Source organism: Pseudomonas sp. MPC6 (assembly GCF_006094435.1).
Classification (GTDB): Bacteria; Pseudomonadota; Gammaproteobacteria; order Pseudomonadales; family Pseudomonadaceae; genus Aquipseudomonas.
Genome location: NZ_CP034783.1, coordinates 3,728,717 through 3,745,935 on the forward strand (window position 1 = coordinate 3,728,717; position 17,219 = coordinate 3,745,935).

The 17,219-nt window shown below is 58.5% G+C and carries 15 protein-coding genes and 1 pseudogene; 7 read left to right on the plus strand and 9 right to left on the minus strand.

The genetic code is table 11. The annotated features are described in order from the left end of the window. Window positions 1-79: 79 nt before the first annotated feature. On the minus strand, window positions 80-1,201 hold the full coding sequence (locus ELQ88_RS19160) for a sugar diacid recognition domain-containing protein (RefSeq protein ID WP_138967025.1): 1,122 nt from the start codon (window positions 1,199-1,201) through the stop codon (window positions 80-82). 194 nt (window positions 1,202-1,395) lie between these two features. On the opposite strand from ELQ88_RS19160, the gene ELQ88_RS19165 reads away from it, so the two are divergent. From ELQ88_RS19165 to ELQ88_RS34735, 3 genes and pseudogenes are all read left to right on the plus strand, one after another. Then, window positions 1,396-2,409, plus strand: a complete 1,014-nt coding sequence (locus ELQ88_RS19165; RefSeq protein WP_138967027.1) for an aldo/keto reductase — start codon at window positions 1,396-1,398, stop codon at window positions 2,407-2,409. A gap of 189 nt (window positions 2,410-2,598) precedes the next feature. Then, on the plus strand, window positions 2,599-3,480 hold the full coding sequence (gene rarD, locus ELQ88_RS19175) for an EamA family transporter RarD (protein WP_138967031.1): 882 nt from the start codon (window positions 2,599-2,601) through the stop codon (window positions 3,478-3,480). Window positions 3,481-3,495: 15 nt separating this feature from the next. Further along, window positions 3,496-3,588, plus strand: a pseudogene (locus ELQ88_RS34735) (metal ABC transporter ATP-binding protein); the annotation flags it as partial. Window positions 3,589-3,607: 19 nt separating this feature from the next. Here ELQ88_RS34735 and hppD read toward each other — a convergent pair. Then, window positions 3,608-4,684, minus strand: coding sequence for a 4-hydroxyphenylpyruvate dioxygenase (gene hppD, locus ELQ88_RS19185; protein WP_138967033.1), 1,077 nt, complete (start codon window positions 4,682-4,684; stop codon window positions 3,608-3,610). Window positions 4,685-5,126: 442 nt separating this feature from the next. On the opposite strand from hppD, the gene ELQ88_RS19190 reads away from it, so the two are divergent. Together ELQ88_RS19190 and ELQ88_RS19195 are read left to right on the plus strand one after the other, a co-directional pair. Beyond that, the gene (locus tag ELQ88_RS19190) at window positions 5,127-6,662 is read left to right on the plus strand and encodes an EAL domain-containing protein (RefSeq protein WP_138967035.1); all 1,536 of its coding nucleotides are present in this window, start codon (window positions 5,127-5,129) and stop codon (window positions 6,660-6,662) included. 254 nt (window positions 6,663-6,916) lie between these two features. Beyond that, entirely contained in the window at window positions 6,917-7,282 is a 366-nt protein-coding gene (locus ELQ88_RS19195) for a histone-like nucleoid-structuring protein, MvaT/MvaU family (protein WP_128870135.1), read from the plus strand. A gap of 216 nt (window positions 7,283-7,498) precedes the next feature. On the opposite strand, the gene ELQ88_RS19200 is transcribed toward ELQ88_RS19195, so the two are convergent. Continuing rightward, complete coding sequence (locus ELQ88_RS19200; protein ID WP_128870134.1) at window positions 7,499-8,023, minus strand: DUF4946 domain-containing protein; 525 nt, start codon at window positions 8,021-8,023, stop codon at window positions 7,499-7,501. Between the two features lie 137 nt (window positions 8,024-8,160). On the opposite strand from ELQ88_RS19200, the gene gloA reads away from it, so the two are divergent. Further along, the gene (gene gloA / locus ELQ88_RS19205; RefSeq protein ID WP_138967037.1) at window positions 8,161-8,682 is read left to right on the plus strand and encodes a lactoylglutathione lyase; all 522 of its coding nucleotides are present in this window, start codon (window positions 8,161-8,163) and stop codon (window positions 8,680-8,682) included. Between the two features lie 164 nt (window positions 8,683-8,846). Here the strand turns inward: gloA and ahpF are convergent, their stop codons facing one another. From ahpF to ELQ88_RS19220, 3 genes are all read right to left on the minus strand, one after another. Next, window positions 8,847-10,409: an alkyl hydroperoxide reductase subunit F gene (ahpF, locus tag ELQ88_RS19210; RefSeq protein ID WP_138967039.1), complete on the minus strand. Its 1,563-nt coding sequence runs from the start codon at window positions 10,407-10,409 to the stop codon at window positions 8,847-8,849. A 127-nt stretch (window positions 10,410-10,536) separates the two neighbouring features. Continuing rightward, window positions 10,537-11,100, minus strand: a complete 564-nt coding sequence (ahpC, locus tag ELQ88_RS19215) for an alkyl hydroperoxide reductase subunit C (protein WP_010460707.1) — start codon at window positions 11,098-11,100, stop codon at window positions 10,537-10,539. A 193-nt stretch (window positions 11,101-11,293) separates the two neighbouring features. After that, window positions 11,294-12,232, minus strand: a complete 939-nt coding sequence (locus tag ELQ88_RS19220) for a site-specific integrase (protein ID WP_138967041.1) — start codon at window positions 12,230-12,232, stop codon at window positions 11,294-11,296. 383 nt (window positions 12,233-12,615) lie between these two features. On the opposite strand from ELQ88_RS19220, the gene ELQ88_RS19225 reads away from it, so the two are divergent. Then, entirely contained in the window at window positions 12,616-13,632 is a 1,017-nt protein-coding gene (locus ELQ88_RS19225) for a DNA-binding protein (protein WP_138967043.1), read from the plus strand. On the opposite strand, the gene gorA is transcribed toward ELQ88_RS19225, so the two are convergent. The 3 genes from gorA to ELQ88_RS19240 form a co-directional block, all read right to left on the minus strand. Further along, window positions 13,629-14,987, minus strand: a complete 1,359-nt coding sequence (gene gorA, locus ELQ88_RS19230) for a glutathione-disulfide reductase (protein WP_138967045.1) — start codon at window positions 14,985-14,987, stop codon at window positions 13,629-13,631. The genes ELQ88_RS19225 and gorA overlap by 4 nt on opposite strands. Before the next feature lie 146 nt (window positions 14,988-15,133). Next, window positions 15,134-15,451, minus strand: a complete 318-nt coding sequence (locus tag ELQ88_RS19235) for a hypothetical protein (protein WP_228761536.1) — start codon at window positions 15,449-15,451, stop codon at window positions 15,134-15,136. Between the two features lie 65 nt (window positions 15,452-15,516). Beyond that, complete coding sequence (locus ELQ88_RS19240) at window positions 15,517-16,935, minus strand: PAAR domain-containing protein (protein WP_138967049.1); 1,419 nt, start codon at window positions 16,933-16,935, stop codon at window positions 15,517-15,519. Window positions 16,936-17,219: the final 284 nt, after the last annotated feature.

Genomic DNA, 17,219 nt, shown 5'->3' on the forward strand with positions numbered 1-17,219 from the left:
GACGCGATCCAACGGGAGGAACGGGTTATCGTTCACGTCCATCGCGAGCAAGCTCGCTCCTACAGGGGGGTTGTGTCGTTTAGGGTTTTGCGTCGGTGTCGGGCAATAGCTGAACGCCCAGATAAAGTGCCAGCATGCCGTCCAGGCGCAAGGGATCGACGCCGCTGAGTTCGGCGATGCGTTCCATTCGGTAGCGCAGGCTGTTGCGGTGGATGCCCAGTGCATCGGCACAGGCCTGGCTCTGGCCGTCGTGGTCGCACCAGCTGCGCAAGGTTGCCAGCAGTTGGCCGTTACCGTCCTTGGCGATGACTTGGCGCAACGGTTTGAGCAACTCGTCCAGTGCGTCGTCGTTGCGATGGCGCCAGAGCATCACCGGCAGTCGATAGCGGTTCAACGTCAGCACACGGGTGCGGGGCACTACATCGCGCCCGTAGGCCAGCAAGTCTGAGACCTGCCGATTGCAACGACGTAAACCCGACAACCCATCGCCCTGCCCGCCCACGGCAATGCGCAGGATGCTCCAGCCGAGGCCGTCGAGCTTTTCCAGCAGCCGCTGGTTCTCGACTGTCTGGCTGGCCGGTCGGCACCACAGCAACGAAGACTTGGCCGAGCTTATGCACCAACTGTCCGGGTAGCGCGAGGTGAGCCAGGCGCCGAGCGCTTCGACGGTTTGCCCCGGCCCCTGTTCCACACCCAACTCGAACAGATAGGGTACCCGGTTCATCTGTGGCTTGAGCCCCAGTTGCTGTGCTTCGTCGATCAGTCGCGGCGAATCCCCGGCCTCGCTGAGCAGCAACGCCAGCAGGTCATCGCAACGCTGGCGTCGCCATTGCTGGTCGGCTTGTTGATTGCGCTGGGCCACCAGCATCTCGGCGGTCATGCGCACCAGTTCGGCATAGGTCCGCAGTTGCTCGGGGTCGCCGGTGATACCGAGCACGCCAATCAGGCGCTGGTCGAGCAACAGCGGCAGGTTGATGCCCGGCTGCACGCCCTTGAGGTGCATCGCTGTCTGGGCGTCGATCTCCACTACTCGAGCATTGGCCAGTACCAATTGCGCGCCTTCATGGCGAGTGTTGACCCGCTCCGCTTCGCCGCTGCCGAGAATCAGTCCCTGGCTGTCCATGACGTTGACGTTGTACGGGAGGATGGCCATCGCCCGGTCGACGATGTCCTGGGCCAGATCGTGATCGAGTTCAAACATAGCGGTGATCCTTGCAAGCGGGATGGGGCTGGCCGAGCTTCATTCGGCGATCAACGTTAACCTCGCTTTGCGAAAAAACATAATAAAGAGAGTGCCCCGCCTTCTGCGGTCCGGGGTATTCGATATTTCAGTTTGATCCCTGCGGTCGTTCTGGTATTTGATTGAGCCTTTCCCACTGGCAAAAGGATTTCTTCATGAGCTACCGCACGCTGGGTCATTCGGGCCTGCAGGTGTCGACCCTGACCCTGGGCACCATGATGTTCGGCGAACAGACCAGCACCGAGGATTCCCTGCGGATCATCGACAAGGCCTGGGACCAGGGCATCAACTTCATCGACACCGCCGACGTCTACACCAACGGCCGCTCCGAAGAAATCGTCGGCGAAGCCATCGCCAGTCGCCGTCAGGAATGGGTGCTCGCGACCAAGGTCGGGTTCGGCCCGGTGGACGGCGTGCCGAACCGCAGCGGCCTGAACCGCAAACATATTTTCAACGGCATCGACGCCAGCCTGACGCGCCTGGGCACCGACTATCTGGACATTTATTACCTGCACCGCGAGGACCACAACACGCCGCTGGAGGTCACGGTGTCGGCCATCGGCGACCTGATTCGCCAGGGCAAGATCCGCTATTGGGGTGTGTCGAACTACCGTGGCTGGCGCATTGCCGAGGTGATTCGCGTGGCGGATAAACTGGGGGTCGACCGACCGGTGATCAGTCAGCCGCTGTACAACATCGTCAATCGCCAGGCCGAAACCGAGCAGATCACTGCCGCACACACCTATGGTCTGGGGGTGGTGCCTTACAGCCCGTTGGCGCGCGGGGTGCTCAGCGGCAAGTACGCGCCGGATGTGCAGCCCGACGCCAACAGCCGTGCCGGGCGTGCCGACAAACGCATTCTGGAAACCGAGTGGCGGGTGGAATCCCTGCGTATCGCCCAGCAGATCCAGGCGTACACCCAGAGCCGCGAGGTGGGGATCGTCGAGTTTGCGATTGCCTGGGTGTTGAACAACAGCGCGGTGACGTCGGCGATTGTCGGCCCGCGGACCGAGGAACAGTGGGACGCCTACACCAAGGCACAGGCGGTGAAGATCACGGCTGAGGATGAAGCCTTTATCGACTCGCTGGTGACGCCGGGGCATGCGTCGACGCCGGGGTTCAATGATGTGAGCCATTTTGTGTCCGGGCGCAAACTCTTGCCCCTGTAGGAGCGAGCTTGCTCGCGATGAACCAGAGAGCGCCGCGGGGTGTCAGGTTTCCAGCGTTATCGTTGACGACCATCACGAGCAAGCTTGCTCCTACAATGATTGGGCCGGTGTTGATTGATCGGTCAATATTCGGCTCGAAAACCACGTATCCTCTGCGCCCCGTTTCACGTTCAACCTCGCGAGGGCAGTTTGTCTAAAGGTATCGTTTTATCGGTCTCGGCCTCGGTGCTGTTTGCCGTCATGTATTACTTCACCTCGTTGCTCTCCCCCCTGAGCGGCGTGGAAATCTTCGGCTGGCGCATGCTGCTGACCCTGCCCTGCATGACCGTGTTCATGGTGGTCTCCGGCGAATGGAAACGGGTGATCGCGCTGTTTCGGCGGCTGGTCGGCCAACCCAGACTGCTTGCCGGCATGGCCCTCTCCGCAACGCTGCTCGGCCTGCAACTCTGGCTGTTCATGTGGGCTCCGCTCAACGGCTATAGCCTCGACGTGTCCCTGGGCTACTTCCTGTTGCCGCTGTCCATGGTCCTGACCGGGCGGTTCGCCTATGGCGAGCGCTTGTCCTACCTGCAGAAGGTCGCGGTGTTTTTTGCTTCCCTCGGCGTGCTCAACGAGCTGTATCAGATCGGCGGTTTTTCCTGGGCGACCTTGTTGGTCGTCATCGGTTATCCGCTGTACTTCATTCTGCGCAAGCGCCTGGCGACCGACAACCTCGGCGGTTTGTGGATGGACATGGCCATTATGCTGCCCGTGGCGCTGTGGTTCGTTCAAAGCGGCGAACAAGGCTTCGGCGTGTTCGATCAACATCCATGGCTGTCGCTGCTGATCCCGTTGCTCGGGGTGATCAGTGCTTCGGCGCTGGTGGTCTACATCATCGCCAGCCGGTTGCTGCCGTTCAGCCTGTTCGGGTTGTTGAGCTATGTCGAACCGGTGCTGCTGCTCGGGGTGGCGTTGTTGCTGGGGGAAAGCATCAAGCCCGGGGAATGGCTGACCTATATTCCGATCTGGCTGGCGGTGGTGGTGTTGGTGTTTGAAGGGTTCAAGCACATGGTCCGTAACCGCAGACCTTAAGGTCGCGCAAAACCAATTGTGGGAGCGGGCTTGCTCGCGAAGGCGTCGAATCAGTCAACAAAAACGTTGTCTGACACACCGCTTTCGCGAGCAAGCCCGCTCCCACAGTTTTTACAGCAGTAGCGGTTTATTCGGTGGCGAGCACACCACGACGAACCTGATCACGCTCGATCGATTCAAACAACGCCTTGAAATTGCCTTCACCGAAGCCATCGTCGCCTTTACGCTGGATGAACTCGAAGAACACCGGGCCCATCAGGGTTTCCGAGAAGATCTGCAGCAGCAGGCGCTTGTCGCCCGACTCGGACGAACCGTCCAGCAAGATGCCCCGCGCCTGCAGTTCGTTGACCGGTTCGCCGTGGTTCGGCAAACGGCCTTCGAGCATCTCGTAGTAGGTTTCCGGCGGCGCGGTCATAAAGCGCATGCCAATGCTTTTCAAGTGATCCCAGGTCTTGAGCAGGTCCTCGCTGAGGAAAGCCACGTGCTGGATGCCCTCGCCGTTGAACTGCATCAGGAACTCTTCGATCTGCCCGGCGCCCTTGGACGACTCTTCGTTCAACGGGATGCGGATCATGCCGTCCGGCGCGGTCATCGCCTTGGACGTCAGGCCGGTGTATTCACCCTTGATGTCGAAGTAGCGGATCTCGCGGAAGTTGAACAGCTTCTCGTAGAAGTTGGCCCAGTAGGCCATGCGCCCGCGGTACACGTTGTGGGTCAGGTGGTCGATGATCTTCAGGCCGGCCCCGACCGGGTTGCGGTCAACGCCTTCGATGAACACGAAGTCGATGTCGTAGATCGAGCTGCCTTCGCCGAAACGGTCGATCAGGTACAGCGGCGCACCGCCGATGCCTTTGATCGCCGGCAGGTGCAGCTCCATCGGGCCGGTCTCGATGTGGATCGGCTGGGCGCCGAGTTCCAGGGCGCGCTTGTAGGCCTTCTGCGAATCCTTGACCCGGAAGGCCATGCCGCACACCGACGGGCCGTGTTCCGCCGCGAAGTACGACGCAACGCTGTTGGGTTCGTTGTTGAGGATCAGGTTGATCGCGCCCTGGCGATACAGATGCACGTCTTTGGAGCGATGGGTCGCGACCTTGGTGAAGCCCATGATCTGGAAGATCGGCTCCAGGGTGTTGGGGGTTGGCGATGCGAATTCGATGAATTCAAAGCCCATCAGGCCCATTGGGTTTTCGTATAAATCTGCCATTTTGGCGCCTCATCATGCTTTTAGAATCAACAGCTGAAAGTAACGGATCGTTAGTTGCTGGCAATGCTGAGACCGGCGGGTGGCGCGCAGGAGATGCCCCGCACGCTGCGGGCGAGGAAGTCACCGTAGATCAATTGAAACCCAAATATCTTCATGGTCGACCCAAGGCTATGACGGGCGAGGCTTCTGCTGCCAGAAGACGATTATTCTTATATGCGTAACCCGATTCTACACAGCGTAAATCGTTTTGTCCGCCTTCTGTATCAAATCGCCTTTTTCCCTGCGCGCGCAAGGGGTTTGTCAAAAGGCCCTGTACTACCGTTGATCGGCAAGAAACCCCAAGTCGTTCTATCATGCCCGTTAGCTGAACTCTTTTTGGGAGGCCCGCTGTCGTCCTGCCTGCATTTGAGAGCCCTCTTTTTCACCGCAACAGGTCCCATGAATGCCACTGAACGTCAAAAACCGCCGCAAACGCGGGATCAGGATTGCTGTGACCGTCTTGAGCGGTTTACTCCCGGTATCGTTGGGGTTCGCCATTCTGTATATGCAGGCTGAACGCACACTGCAACAAAGTTCCCGGTTAACGGCGGAACAAGCCGTGAGCCAGTTCGAATTGATGTTCGACAACACTGCCGAGGCCGCGCGCGAGTTGCTGCCGCTGGCGGGCCAACGCTGCAACGATGTCAAACTGGCCTTGCGTGAACAGGTCACCCGCCGCCCCTTCGTGCGCTCGGCCAATCTGGTCTGGGACGACAGTATTTACTGCAGTTCCCTGTTCGGTGACTATCAGGAAAGGATCAATGCTGGCGACTACGCCCATGGCCAGTTGTTGTTGATGAAGAGCAATCCGGTCACGCCCGATAGCGCGCTGCTGGTGTATCGACTCAGTGAAGGACAACGGAGCGCCCTGAGCGCTCTGGACGGTTATCACCTGAGCAATGTATTGCGTCTGATCGGCCGCAACACCTTATTGGCGCTGCAAGTCGGCCCACATTGGCTGGCCGCCGACGGTCAGTTCCACGATGGAGCCCTGCCGCTCTTTCCGGTAGCGCAAAACGAACTGGCCTCCTCGCGATACGCTTTTACCGTGGCAGCCGGTTTCCCCGAGGGCGAAACCTGGCGCTATATGAAAAGCGAATATCCGCCTCTGTTCAGCTTGCTGATATTTTTCGGCGTGGTATCCGGCTCGATCGGGCATGTTCTGCAAAAACGCGCCATGTCCCCCAGCCATGAAATGCAACGCGCGATGGAAGCCGCGGAGTTCATTCCCTACTTCCAGCCGGTGGTCCATGGCGACAGCAAGCGGTGGTCCGGTTGCGAGGTGCTGATGCGCTGGAATCATCCAAAGGAAGGTCTGGTGCGCCCGGATCTGTTCATCCCGTTTGCCGAATATTCCGGGCTGATCGTGCCGATGACCCGCTCATTGATGCAACAGACCGCCGCGTTGCTGGCGCCCCTGTCCCCGTCGTTCACAGAACCCTTTCATATAGGCATCAACATAACCGCCAGCCACTGCAAGAACCTGGATCTGGTCGAGGATTGTCGCGAGTTCATCAAGGCCTTCGACCCGGGCTCGATCAACCTGGTGCTGGAGTTGACCGAGCGCGAGCTCATTGAGCCCACGGCCATGACCCATCAATTGTTCGAACAGCTGCACGGTTTGGGCGTGATGATCGCGATCGACGATTTTGGCACCGGCCACTCGAGCCTGGGCTATCTGCGTCAATTCAATGTGGACTTCCTGAAAATCGACCAGAGCTTCGTCGCCATGATCGGAGTCGACGCCCTCTCAAGGCACATTCTTGACACCATCATCGAGCTCTCGGCCAAGCTCGATCTGGGCATTGTCGCCGAGGGCGTGGAAACCCTGGAGCAAAGTGATTACCTGACCGCCCACGGGGTGAACTTCCTGCAAGGTTATCTGTTTGGCCGACCAATGCCCGGCGCGGAATTCATTAATGCATTAAGTCACCATTAACTAATCGCTAAAAGTGACGAGACAGAGCGGCGCGCAGCCATTTGAATCAAAATATTAGTCTAGTTACATGACGAAAAAGACAGGATTTACTCTTGGCTCATTAACTACTACAATTTTTCATGCCTGCACTACAATTTTTCATGCATGCGCAAAAATTGGCAGGTGAGCCACTATCACCGAGTCGCTACAAGGCGCCTGGCTTTTAGCCTTGTTTGCGGTTGGTATCAGCCAAATACACTATTGGAGTAAAGATATTGTCCAGACTCGCTGAATTTCGTGCAGCTGAAAAGGCCCTTCAGGAACAGCTCAAGCAGCTCGAAGCGCTGAAGAACGATGCCGGGCTCAAGAAAGAAATCGAATTCGAAGAAAAGCTTCAGGGACTGATGAAAACCTATGGCAAGAGCCTGCGCGACGTCATCGCCATTCTCGATCCGAACCCGGGCAAATCCGGTCTGCAACAGGCCGCAGCGCCTAAAACCCGCCGTGCTCGCGTGGTCAAGGTCTATCAGAATCCGCACACCGGTGAACTGATTGAAACCAAAGGCGGCAACCACCGCGGCCTGAAAGCCTGGAAGGAACAATACGGTGTCGACACCGTGGATTCCTGGCTGCGTGGTTAAGTACCCGCGGTAATAAAAACCCTGCCAATGCAGGCAATGTTGTTGTAGGAGCGAGCTTGCTCGCGATGGTCGCCAACGATAACGCGTATTTTCTGGATAGTACGCGGTGTTCTGGAATCCATCGCGAGCAAGCTCGCTCCTACAGTGTGCTTAGTCCCTTCGGCTATCTAAAAATGTCCGTAAGTACTTACGCCTGCAGCACATTGAAATCTTCAACTAAAGTTTCAAGCTGTTACGGGCAGCGTCTATCTCAGCCTGGCTTGCCTTATAAACCTCAGCCTGCCCCGCGCAAGAAAAAACATAGGCCTTATCGGCATCCACGGCCGCTACCAATAGTTGAGACAGCACATGACGACCGTTCTGGGTAATGGTGCAGGTAGTTTCCAGCGCTTCCAGGCGGCTCAAGCGAGCGGGGTGAATCTTGTTGCAGACACTTTGATAGCCGCCTTGAAAGAAGTCTTTCTGCACCGACTTGCGCATCTCCAGCAACACACCCTGCAGATTCACCTGATGGTCACCTTGTATCTCCGTCATGGTCACCTCCATCACCATCACCGGCGTTCCGCCCTGATCGTGTTTCACTGCGCGCTGGCGGGACACCTGGGCATTGGCGGCTTCCTGGGGAACAGCTTCGACCTCCCAACCGGCAGGCCAGGTCATGACGGGTGCATCGGCGTGAGCAGTATTTGCAGCCAGGAGCACACCCAGCAGGACGAAAATCGATGGAAAGAACCGAATCATTGCAATGAATACTCAGGGTTTGATCCGCAAAGTCTGAGCCTCGCCCGTCGGCCAGGCAATAGCTGAAATTTGGTGATGCCCGCGCCCTTGCGTATCATGGTCGCCATCGCTAGCCCCACTTATTGTCCGGAGGGCCCATGAGCCTGCACGAATTGAATACCTTCCCCGGCGTGACCGCCCAGCCTGATACCGCGACCCACAAGTTCGTGTTCAACCACACCATGCTGCGGGTCAAGGACATCACCAGATCCCTGGATTTCTACACCCGGATCCTGGGTTTCTCGCTGGTGGAAAAACGCGACTTCCCGGAAGCCGAATTCAGCCTGTACTTCCTGGCGCTGGTCGATAAAGACCAGATCCCGGCCGACGCCGCGGCGCGCACCGAATGGATGAAATCGATCCCCGGCATCCTCGAACTGACCCATAACCACGGCACCGAAAACGACGCGGATTTCGCCTACCACAACGGCAACACCGACCCGCGCGGTTTCGGCCACATCTGCATCTCGGTGCCGGACATCGTCGCCGCCTGCGAGCGCTTCGAGGCACTGGGCTGCGATTTCCAGAAACGCCTGAACGACGGCCGCATGAAGAGCCTGGCGTTCATCAAGGATCCGGATGCCTACTGGGTCGAAATCATCCAGCCCGCGCCACTCTGACGTACACCCCTGTAGGAGCTGGCTTGCCAGCGAAGGCGGCCTCAAGCCTTGCGGCGCCCATGCAAACGCCTTCGCCAGCAAGTTGGCTCCTACAAAAAGCTTGCAACGGCGCGCACAAAAAAACCCATGATCGCGCATGGGTTTTGTGTTTTCAGCGTCCGGGCTTACGCCGGGGCCGAAGTCCGGATCAGGTGATCGAATGCGCTCAGGGAAGCCTTGGCCCCCTCGCCCACCGCAATCACGATCTGCTTGTATGGCACAGTCGTCACATCACCGGCCGCAAACACGCCCGGCACCGACGTCTCACCACGGGCATCGACAATGATCTCGCCGCGCGGCGACAACTCGATAGTTCCTTTAAGCCAATCGGTGTTGGGCAGCAGACCGATCTGCACGAAGATCCCTTCCAGCTCCACCGTCCGCAATTCATCCGACTGACGATCCTTGTAGCGCAGGCCATTGACCTTCTGACCATCGCCAGTCACTTCAGTGGTTTGCGCATGGGTGATCACGGTGACGTTCGGCAGGCTGTGCAATTTGCGCTGCAGGACCGCATCGGCGCGCAGTTGCACGTCGAACTCGAGCAGCGTCACATGGGATACGATGCCGGCCAGGTCAATGGCTGCTTCGACGCCGGAGTTGCCGCCGCCAATCACCGCCACCCGCTTGCCTTTGAACAGCGGACCGTCACAGTGCGGGCAGTACGCCACGCCCTTGTTGCGGTATTGCTGCTCACCGGGGACGTTCATTTCACGCCACCGCGCACCGGTCGCGAGGATCACGGTCTTGGCTTTCAATGTCGCGCCGCTGGCGAAGTGGACTTCGTTCAATTCACCGTTCTTGCCCGGCACCAGTTTGTCGGCGCGTTGCAGGTTCATGATGTCGACGTCGTACTGCTTGACGTGCTCTTCCAGGGCCACGGCCAGTTTCGGCCCTTCGGTTTCCTGCACGGAGATGAAGTTTTCGATGGCCATGGTGTCCAGCACCTGCCCACCAAAACGCTCGGCCGCGACACCGGTGCGAATGCCTTTACGGGCGGCGTAGATCGCTGCCGCAGCACCGGCCGGGCCACCGCCGACAACCAGTACGTCAAAGGCTGCTTTGGCACTGATTTTCTCGGCCTGACGCTCGATACCGCTGGTGTCGATCTTCGCGAGGATTTCTTCCAGGCCCATGCGGCCCTGGCCGAAGTTCACGCCGTTGAGGTAGAGACTGGGCACGGCCATGATCTGGCGCTCGTCGACTTCGGCCTGGAACAGCGCGCCGTCGATGGCGACGTGGCGGATGTTCGGGTTCAACACGGCCATCAGGTTCAGCGCCTGGACCACGTCCGGGCAGTTCTGGCACGACAGCGAGAAGTAGGTCTCGAAATTGAATTCGCCCTTGAGCGAGCGGATCTGTTCGATCACCTCGACACTGGCTTTCGAGGGGTGGCCGCCGACTTGCAGCAAGGCCAGCACCAGGGACGTGAATTCGTGGCCCATGGGGATGCCGGCGAAACGCAGGCTGATATCGGCACCCGGGCGATTGATCGAGAACGATGGTTTGCGTGCATCATCACCGTTGTCGAGCAAGGTAATCTGGCTGGATAGACTGGCAACGTCTTTCAGCAATTCGAGCATTTCCCTGGATTTCGCACCGTCGTCGAGGGAGGCAACGATCTCGATCGGCTGGGTGACCCGTTCCAGGTATGACTTCAACTGGGTTTTAAGATTGGCGTCCAACATACGGGCGATTTCCTTTTTGAATGTGTAAAAAAAAACGCCCGAGCGAATCTCGCCCGGGCGTTTTTATTGGGCGGTGCAGCGTACTCAGGAGGTGCGGAGTTCCGCCCTGATCAAGCGTGTCACAGACTTAGATCTTGCCGACCAGGTCCAGGGACGGAGCCAGTGTGGCCTCGCCTTCTTTCCACTTGGCTGGGCAAACCTGGCCCGGGTGAGCGGCGACGTACTGGGCTGCCTTGATTTTGCGCAGCAGTTCGGAAGCGTCACGACCCACACCACCGTCGTTCAGTTCGACGATTTTGATCTGGCCTTCAGGGTTGATCACGAAGGTGCCACGGTCAGCCAGACCGGCGTCTTCGATCAGCACGTCGAAGTTGCGGGAGATGGCGTGGGTCGGGTCACCGATCATGGTGTACTGGATTTTGCCGATGGCTGGCGACGTGTTGTGCCAGGCAGCGTGGGCAAAATGGGTATCGGTGGAAACGCTGTAGATCTCGACGCCCAGTTTCTGGAACGCGTCGTAGTTGTCAGCCAGGTCTTCGAGTTCAGTCGGGCAAACGAAGGTGAAGTCGGCTGGGTAGAAGAACACGACAGACCACTTGCCTTTCAGGTCAGCGTCCGACACTTTTACGAAGTCGCCATTTTTGAAGGCGTCAGCTTTGAACGGTTTAACTTGGCTGTTGATGATAGGCATCGATGACTCTCCGTCAGGGTTGAAAAGTTGATGGAATGAATCCTACCTATTCAATCCCCCGATAGCTCATTGGCAAACCTCATGCAGCTGATTGGTTTTCGCTATTAGCGGACAGTATTAATAGAAGAAAACGCTCCTAGGAGCCTTTCTCAATGGATTCCTCTGCGAGACGGGGAAATAGCTTGAGACGTTCCTAGGGGCTCACGGGCTTTTCAACGATCCGGGGCATCACCGGAAACGGATTGGCGTCGACGTAGCGCATGGCCGACTTCATGTCCTTCCAGCCGACGTAACTCATCAACGATTTCAAATCCCACCCGCTCTGATGCGCCCAAGTGGCGAAGCCGCGCCGCAAGGAGTGGCTGGTGTACTGTTCGGCGGCAATTCCCGCGCGCTCCAGCGCCTGGCGCAATAACGGGATCACGCTATTGGCGTGCAACCCCTCCTCGCTCAAGTTGCCCCAGCGATCGATTGCGCGGAACACCGGACCACGGACCAACGCCGCCGCGCTGATCCAGTCGATGTACGCCTGCACCGGACACAACCGCTGCAAGGCCGGCGTCTGATAGGTCTTGCCGAGGTTCTCACGATCGCTTTTGCTGCGCGGCAGGTACAGCGTGATGCCGGCACCGGCGCTCGCTTGCACGTGCTCAATCTGCAGGCGACACAACTCATCGCTGCGAAAGCCACGCCAGAAACCCAGGAGGATCAGCGCGGTGTCACGCCTTGCCCGCAAGAGCACCGGTTGATCGCCTGCAGATTTTGCCGATTGCGCCTCCTGCTCCAGCCAGGTCACCGCCTGTTCGAGATGTTGCAGCTGCAACGGCTCGGCCTGTTTCTCCTGCGCCGGATGCAGCGCGCGAATGCCCTTGAACACCTTGCGCACCACCGGCGCCTTGGTCGGATCGGAAAAACCCTGGCTGTTGTGCCATTGCGCCAGTGCCGACAAGCGCAGCTTCAAGGTGTTGATCGACAGCTCACCGGCATACGCCACCAGGTAGCGCGCGATGCTGTCCGCCGTTGCTGGCAGAAACCCGCCCCAACTGACCTCGAAGTGCTCGATGGCCGCCCGATAGCTGCGGCGAGTGTTGTCGCGGGTGGCAGCTTGCAGGTAACGATCCAGCTCGCTCATGAAAATAACCTGTACCTGTAGGAGCGAGCTTGCTCGCGATGGACGTGAACGATAACGCTGCCTGCCTGAATGCCCGCGCGGCACCCTCGGGTTTTGTGCGCCAATCCCGAAATTGACACCGCCCCCTGTAGGAGCTGGCTTGCCAGCGAAGGCGTCCGTTCAGTTAAAAATAGGTCGACTGACACACCGCTTTCGCTGGCAAGCCAGCTCCTACAGGGGGTTTGCGTACCGAACACTAGCGACGAACGCTTCAGAAACGCTCTCACACGGGGTAATACCAGTATATCCCGTGTCATTAAACACGGCATATATAACTTTCAAGATGGCGTGGTACAATGTGTATTTAGTGGTACGTACCACATTACGAAATCGTAGGAGAGCACATGGCCCGTGGCGGCATCAACAAAGCAGTGGTTCAAACGGCCCGATTGGCAATCCTCGCCCGCGGCGAAAACCCAAGCATCGACGCGGTACGGATCGAAATGGGCAATACCGGCTCGAAAACCACCATTCACCGGTATCTGAAAGAACTGGATGACGGCGCTGAACCGGCCGAGTCTTCTTCCGAGCCCCTCGACGACGAGCTGGCAGGGCTGGTCTCGCACCTGGCGCAGCGCCTCAGGGAGCAGGCGCAGGAACCGATCGATCAGGCGCGCGCGCAGTACGAGCAACAGCGCACAGCGCTTGAAACTCAGCTAACTGAAGCCCGGCAAGCCAACACGCTGCTGCAGCAGCAATACGAAATCCAAAGCCTGGCCTACGCCCAGGAATCCGACGCGCTGGAAAACACCCGCGCCCTGTTGCAGACCGAGCAAACCCGCAACGCCGGGCTGAACCAGGCATTGACCGATTTCGAATTACGCTTGCAAGACAAGGACGAGCAGATCCGCTCCCTCGAAGAGAAACACCTGCACACCCGCGACGCCCTGGAGCACTACCGCACCGCCGTCAAAGAGCAGCGCGAGCAGGAACAAAGTCGCCATGAAGGCCAGGTGCAGCAGATTCAGATGGAATTGCGCCAGGCCCAGCAAAGCGCACTGGTACGCCAGGATGAAATCACCCAGTTGCACCGCGACAATGAGCGCCTGCTGACCGAGAACCGCGGAACGCTGCGCGAGCTGAGCCTGCTGCAGGAACAGCTCAAGCAAACCCACCATCGCCAGGACCAGTTGCTGGAACAGGTCAATCGCATCGACAGCGAGCGCACCCTCCTCCAGGAACGCTTGCGCACGGCCCTGCTGGAAAGTCAGTCACTCAAGCAGAGTGTCGAGGAACACGCCCAGGCCCATAAATCCCTGGAAGCGGAATTGACCCAGACCCAGTCGCACCTGGAGCAACTGCGCCTGGCGGCCGTCGTTGCGACAGCCCCAGACGCAGCAGATCAGCAGAAGGACGATTAACCGGCGACCGGCGACCGCATGGTGACGAACTCTTCGGCGGCAGTGGGGTGCACGCCGATGGTTTCGTCGAAGTCACGCTTGGTGGCGCCGGCCTTCAAGGCAATCGCCAGGCCCTGGACGATTTCACCGGCATCGGGGCCGACCATGTGGCAACCCAGCACCTTGTCGGTCTTGCCGTCCACCACCAGCTTCATCAGCGTGCGCTCCTGGCATTCGGTCAGGGTCAGCTTCATCGGCCGGAAACGGCTTTCAAAAATCAGCACCTCGTGCCCGGCTTCCCGGGCCTCCTCCTCGGTCAAACCGACGGTACCGATGTTCGGCAGGCTGAACACCGCCGTCGGGATCATCTTGTAATCCACCGGGCGATACTGCTCAGGCTTGAACAAACGCCGCGCCACCGCCATGCCTTCGGCCAGCGCGACCGGCGTCAGCTGCACCCGACCGATGACATCGCCCAGCGCCAGGATCGACGGCTCGGCAGTCTGATACTGCTCGTCGACCTCGACGAAGCCCTTCTTGTCGAGCTTGACCCCGGTGTTTTCCAGCCCCAGGTTGTCCAGCATCGGACGCCGCCCGGTGGCGTAGAACACGCAATCGGCTGCCAGCTCGCGACCGTCCTTGAGGGTGACTTTCAGGCTGCCATCAGCCTGCTTGTCGATGCGCTCGACGTCGGCATTGAATTGCAGATTCATGCCACGCTTGGTCAGCTCTTCCTGCAGGTGTTTGCGCACCGCACCGTCGAAGCCACGCAGGAACAACTCACCGCGATAGAGCAAGGTAGTGTCGGCGCCCAGGCCGTGGAAGATCCCGGCGAACTCGACGGCAATATAACCGCCACCCACCACCAGCACCCGCTTGGGCAGCTCTTTGAGGAAGAACGCCTGGTTGGAACTGATCGCGTGTTCGTGCCCCGGAATCTCTGGAATCTGCGGCCAGCCGCCGGTAGCAATCAGAATGTTCTTGGCGGTGAAGCGCTCGCCGTTGAACTCGACCGTATTCGGGCCGACGATCTTGGCGTGACCTTCATGCAAGGTCACACCGCTATTGACCAGCAAGTTGCGATAGATGCCATTCAGGCGATTGATCTCGCGATCCTTGTTGGCGATCAGCGTTGCCCAATCGAACTTCGCCTCGCCCAGCGTCCAGCCAAAACCGGAAGACTGCTCGAAGTCTTCGGCAAAATGCGCGCCGTAGACCAGCAACTTCTTCGGCACGCAGCCGACGTTCACGCACGTACCACCCAGGTAGCGGCTCTCGGCCACGGCCACCTTCGCACCAAAACCCGCCGCAAACCGCGCAGCCCGCACACCGCCGGAACCGGCGCCAATCACATAAAGGTCAAAATCGTAGGCCATTTCTTTCTCCTCGGCAGGCTACCAGCATACCTGCGGGTGCCCATTGAGCAAGCATCACGCCGAAATGGCCGGGCCGAATGCTGGCGCACCAGGCTGCGGCTCGAAATGCCAAGGGGCGTTTTCAACTTGGGGAATCGTTCATCAAGTTACTTAAACTTCAACAGCATGACTCCAATCGCAATCCAAATTATTGCAACAGCCACCATCACCACGTAGATGATAAGTAGACGCTTCAGGCGCGGAGGAAAGTTTTTTATTTCGACAGGATCCACTTCGCCGTGGCGTATATACATTCCTGGCATTACCACAATTCCGGCGATTTTTGTGACCAGTACAACGCCCCCAAACCAGCCTTGCCCCCGCAACCCAGAGCCCCAAACATACAGGTAACGACTGGTTTTCAAGGCTTCCATCATGGCATCCAGATGACGGCGGCTCAGGTACAGGCTGAATGCAAAACTCACATAGCTCAGCAGGATTGGGCCGGCCAATAACCAGAAAGCTAGCCAAGATTTCCAAAACCCTCCCGTCACCACGGTCGAATTCTCTCGTAAAGTACTTCTCCCGCACCCTCACCAGCCATCCCGCCAACAGTTGTCCCACCCCATGAGCCCACTCCTATCACCGTCGCAACACAGATAACACCTCCGATCCCCGTGGAAACCCCAAGCGCCAGACAAATAGAACCAGCAGTCAACGAAGCTCCCCCGCCCCCCGCAAGCCCAACAGCAGTAGACCCAAAAAATTTACCCCCTTCAGTAAACTTGATTTTCTCGCAAGCTTCCGCCGAGCCAGTATTACAAACCTCCTTAATACTCAGCAACGAAGACACCCCGCCGATACCAATGCCGATGTAACCACCACTCTGCATGTATTTGGCAGCACGACTGGTTGCCTCCACATGAGTGGCATAACCCGGTATCTGGCCCGGAGCACCAGCCTTGTCCCAGTGATGGACCAGGCTGCGACTGGAGATACCGAGAGCTGTTTTCAACTTGGGATGATCACCCAAGGTCGTCTGCCCACGCAGGCGAGTGGAATTCAGCAAGTGTGCATCCAGCTGGGCGAGCAGGCGCTGGCGCTCGGCGAAGAACTGCGGCGATCTGAGGTGGCCGTGCTGGCGATAGTTGTCCTGATGCAGGCGCTCCATGGCTTGAAGGGTATCGCGCAGCCGGGTCAGGTGCTTTTCCATCACCACCGCGCTGACGCCAAGCCAGGTCGAGGTCTGGCCGGTAAAGCTGGCGATTTCAGCAGCGTGGCGAAACATGAAATCGGCGGCCTCCGCCGTCAGGGGATCGAGGTCCGCCTTGATCTGTTCAGCGGCCTGCATCAGCAGCGCTTCCTGGTAGGTGCAGGAGGCGTTGCCCGGATCGCTCAGCACGATCATCGAACCCGCTTTGAAATCGCCTGACGGAGGGTTGAGCGCCTGAAACTTGCTCATCACGGCCGGGTCGCGCGTAGGGAAAAGCGTCGCTTCCAATGCTTCGCGAGTCATGCTCTTGGGCACGACATAGAAGCCAGGCTCCTGGGGCTTTGCTCCATTAAAAATCGCTGGCGCTGGCGGGTTCGAAGGAGCGAAACCGGATTGACGCGGCGCTACCGAATGACGGGTAGCCGCAGGAGAAGTCGGTTGAGCAGCGCTACGGGTGGCATGCCGCGCAGGGCGTGCTTCATTCTGATAGGTGGCTGTGAACACCGAAGGGATCAGTTGCGCTTTACAGGGGCAATTGCTGAAGCTGTCCAGCGTGCCAGCCACGTGTTTGCCATGACTGATAAAGTGCGAAACGCCACCGACGATCTGATAGATCTTCCCGTCCTTTCCACAAGTGACTCGATCACCTTCGCGAGCATGGGCAAGGCCATACAGCATGAGCCTGGTATCACCATCCAGGACTTTGCCACCACAGGTGGTCTTGTCATCCAAGCCAATGTAATAGCCTTCATTCATCGATTGACTTCTCCATTTTATGCGACTGAGTCCAGAATGTTTTCGACCGTAGGTTGCGACCGTCAGAGTTGCGAATATTTGTGAGAGCGCGACACATAAAAGGAGCAGCGTCACGCCTCATAACTCAGCCCTTGATAGATGGCAGAAAGTCCTCTGCCATCGGCACCCTCTCCCGCGCAATGACCAAGCCACTGCCTTGCGGCGTATTGATGATTTCGTCGTCGTTGCTGAGACGGCTGCCAACCAGCGCTAGATGGCCAAATCCTTCCCCTGAGGCCGTTAGC

What these genes read in the sequence shown, in the direction of transcription:
- ELQ88_RS19160 (WP_138967025.1), bottom strand. Translation starts at nt 1,201, where the DNA reads ATGTTTGAACTCGATCACGATCTGGCCCAGGACATCGTCGACCGGGCG.
- ELQ88_RS19165 (WP_138967027.1), top strand. Translation starts at nt 1,396, where the DNA reads ATGAGCTACCGCACGCTGGGTCATTCGGGCCTGCAGGTGTCGACCCTG.
- hppD (WP_138967033.1), bottom strand. Translation starts at nt 4,684, where the DNA reads ATGGCAGATTTATACGAAAACCCAATGGGCCTGATGGGCTTTGAATTC.
- ELQ88_RS19190 (WP_138967035.1), top strand. Translation starts at nt 5,127, where the DNA reads ATGCCACTGAACGTCAAAAACCGCCGCAAACGCGGGATCAGGATTGCT.
- ELQ88_RS19200 (WP_128870134.1), bottom strand. Translation starts at nt 8,023, where the DNA reads ATGATTCGGTTCTTTCCATCGATTTTCGTCCTGCTGGGTGTGCTCCTG.
- gloA (WP_138967037.1), top strand. Translation starts at nt 8,161, where the DNA reads ATGAGCCTGCACGAATTGAATACCTTCCCCGGCGTGACCGCCCAGCCT.
- ahpF (WP_138967039.1), bottom strand. Translation starts at nt 10,409, where the DNA reads ATGTTGGACGCCAATCTTAAAACCCAGTTGAAGTCATACCTGGAACGG.
- ahpC (WP_010460707.1), bottom strand. Translation starts at nt 11,100, where the DNA reads ATGCCTATCATCAACAGCCAAGTTAAACCGTTCAAAGCTGACGCCTTC.
- ELQ88_RS19220 (WP_138967041.1), bottom strand. Translation starts at nt 12,232, where the DNA reads ATGAGCGAGCTGGATCGTTACCTGCAAGCTGCCACCCGCGACAACACT.
- ELQ88_RS19225 (WP_138967043.1), top strand. Translation starts at nt 12,616, where the DNA reads ATGGCCCGTGGCGGCATCAACAAAGCAGTGGTTCAAACGGCCCGATTG.
- gorA (WP_138967045.1), bottom strand. Translation starts at nt 14,987, where the DNA reads ATGGCCTACGATTTTGACCTTTATGTGATTGGCGCCGGTTCCGGCGGT.
- ELQ88_RS19240 (WP_138967049.1), bottom strand. Translation starts at nt 16,935, where the DNA reads ATGAATGAAGGCTATTACATTGGCTTGGATGACAAGACCACCTGTGGT.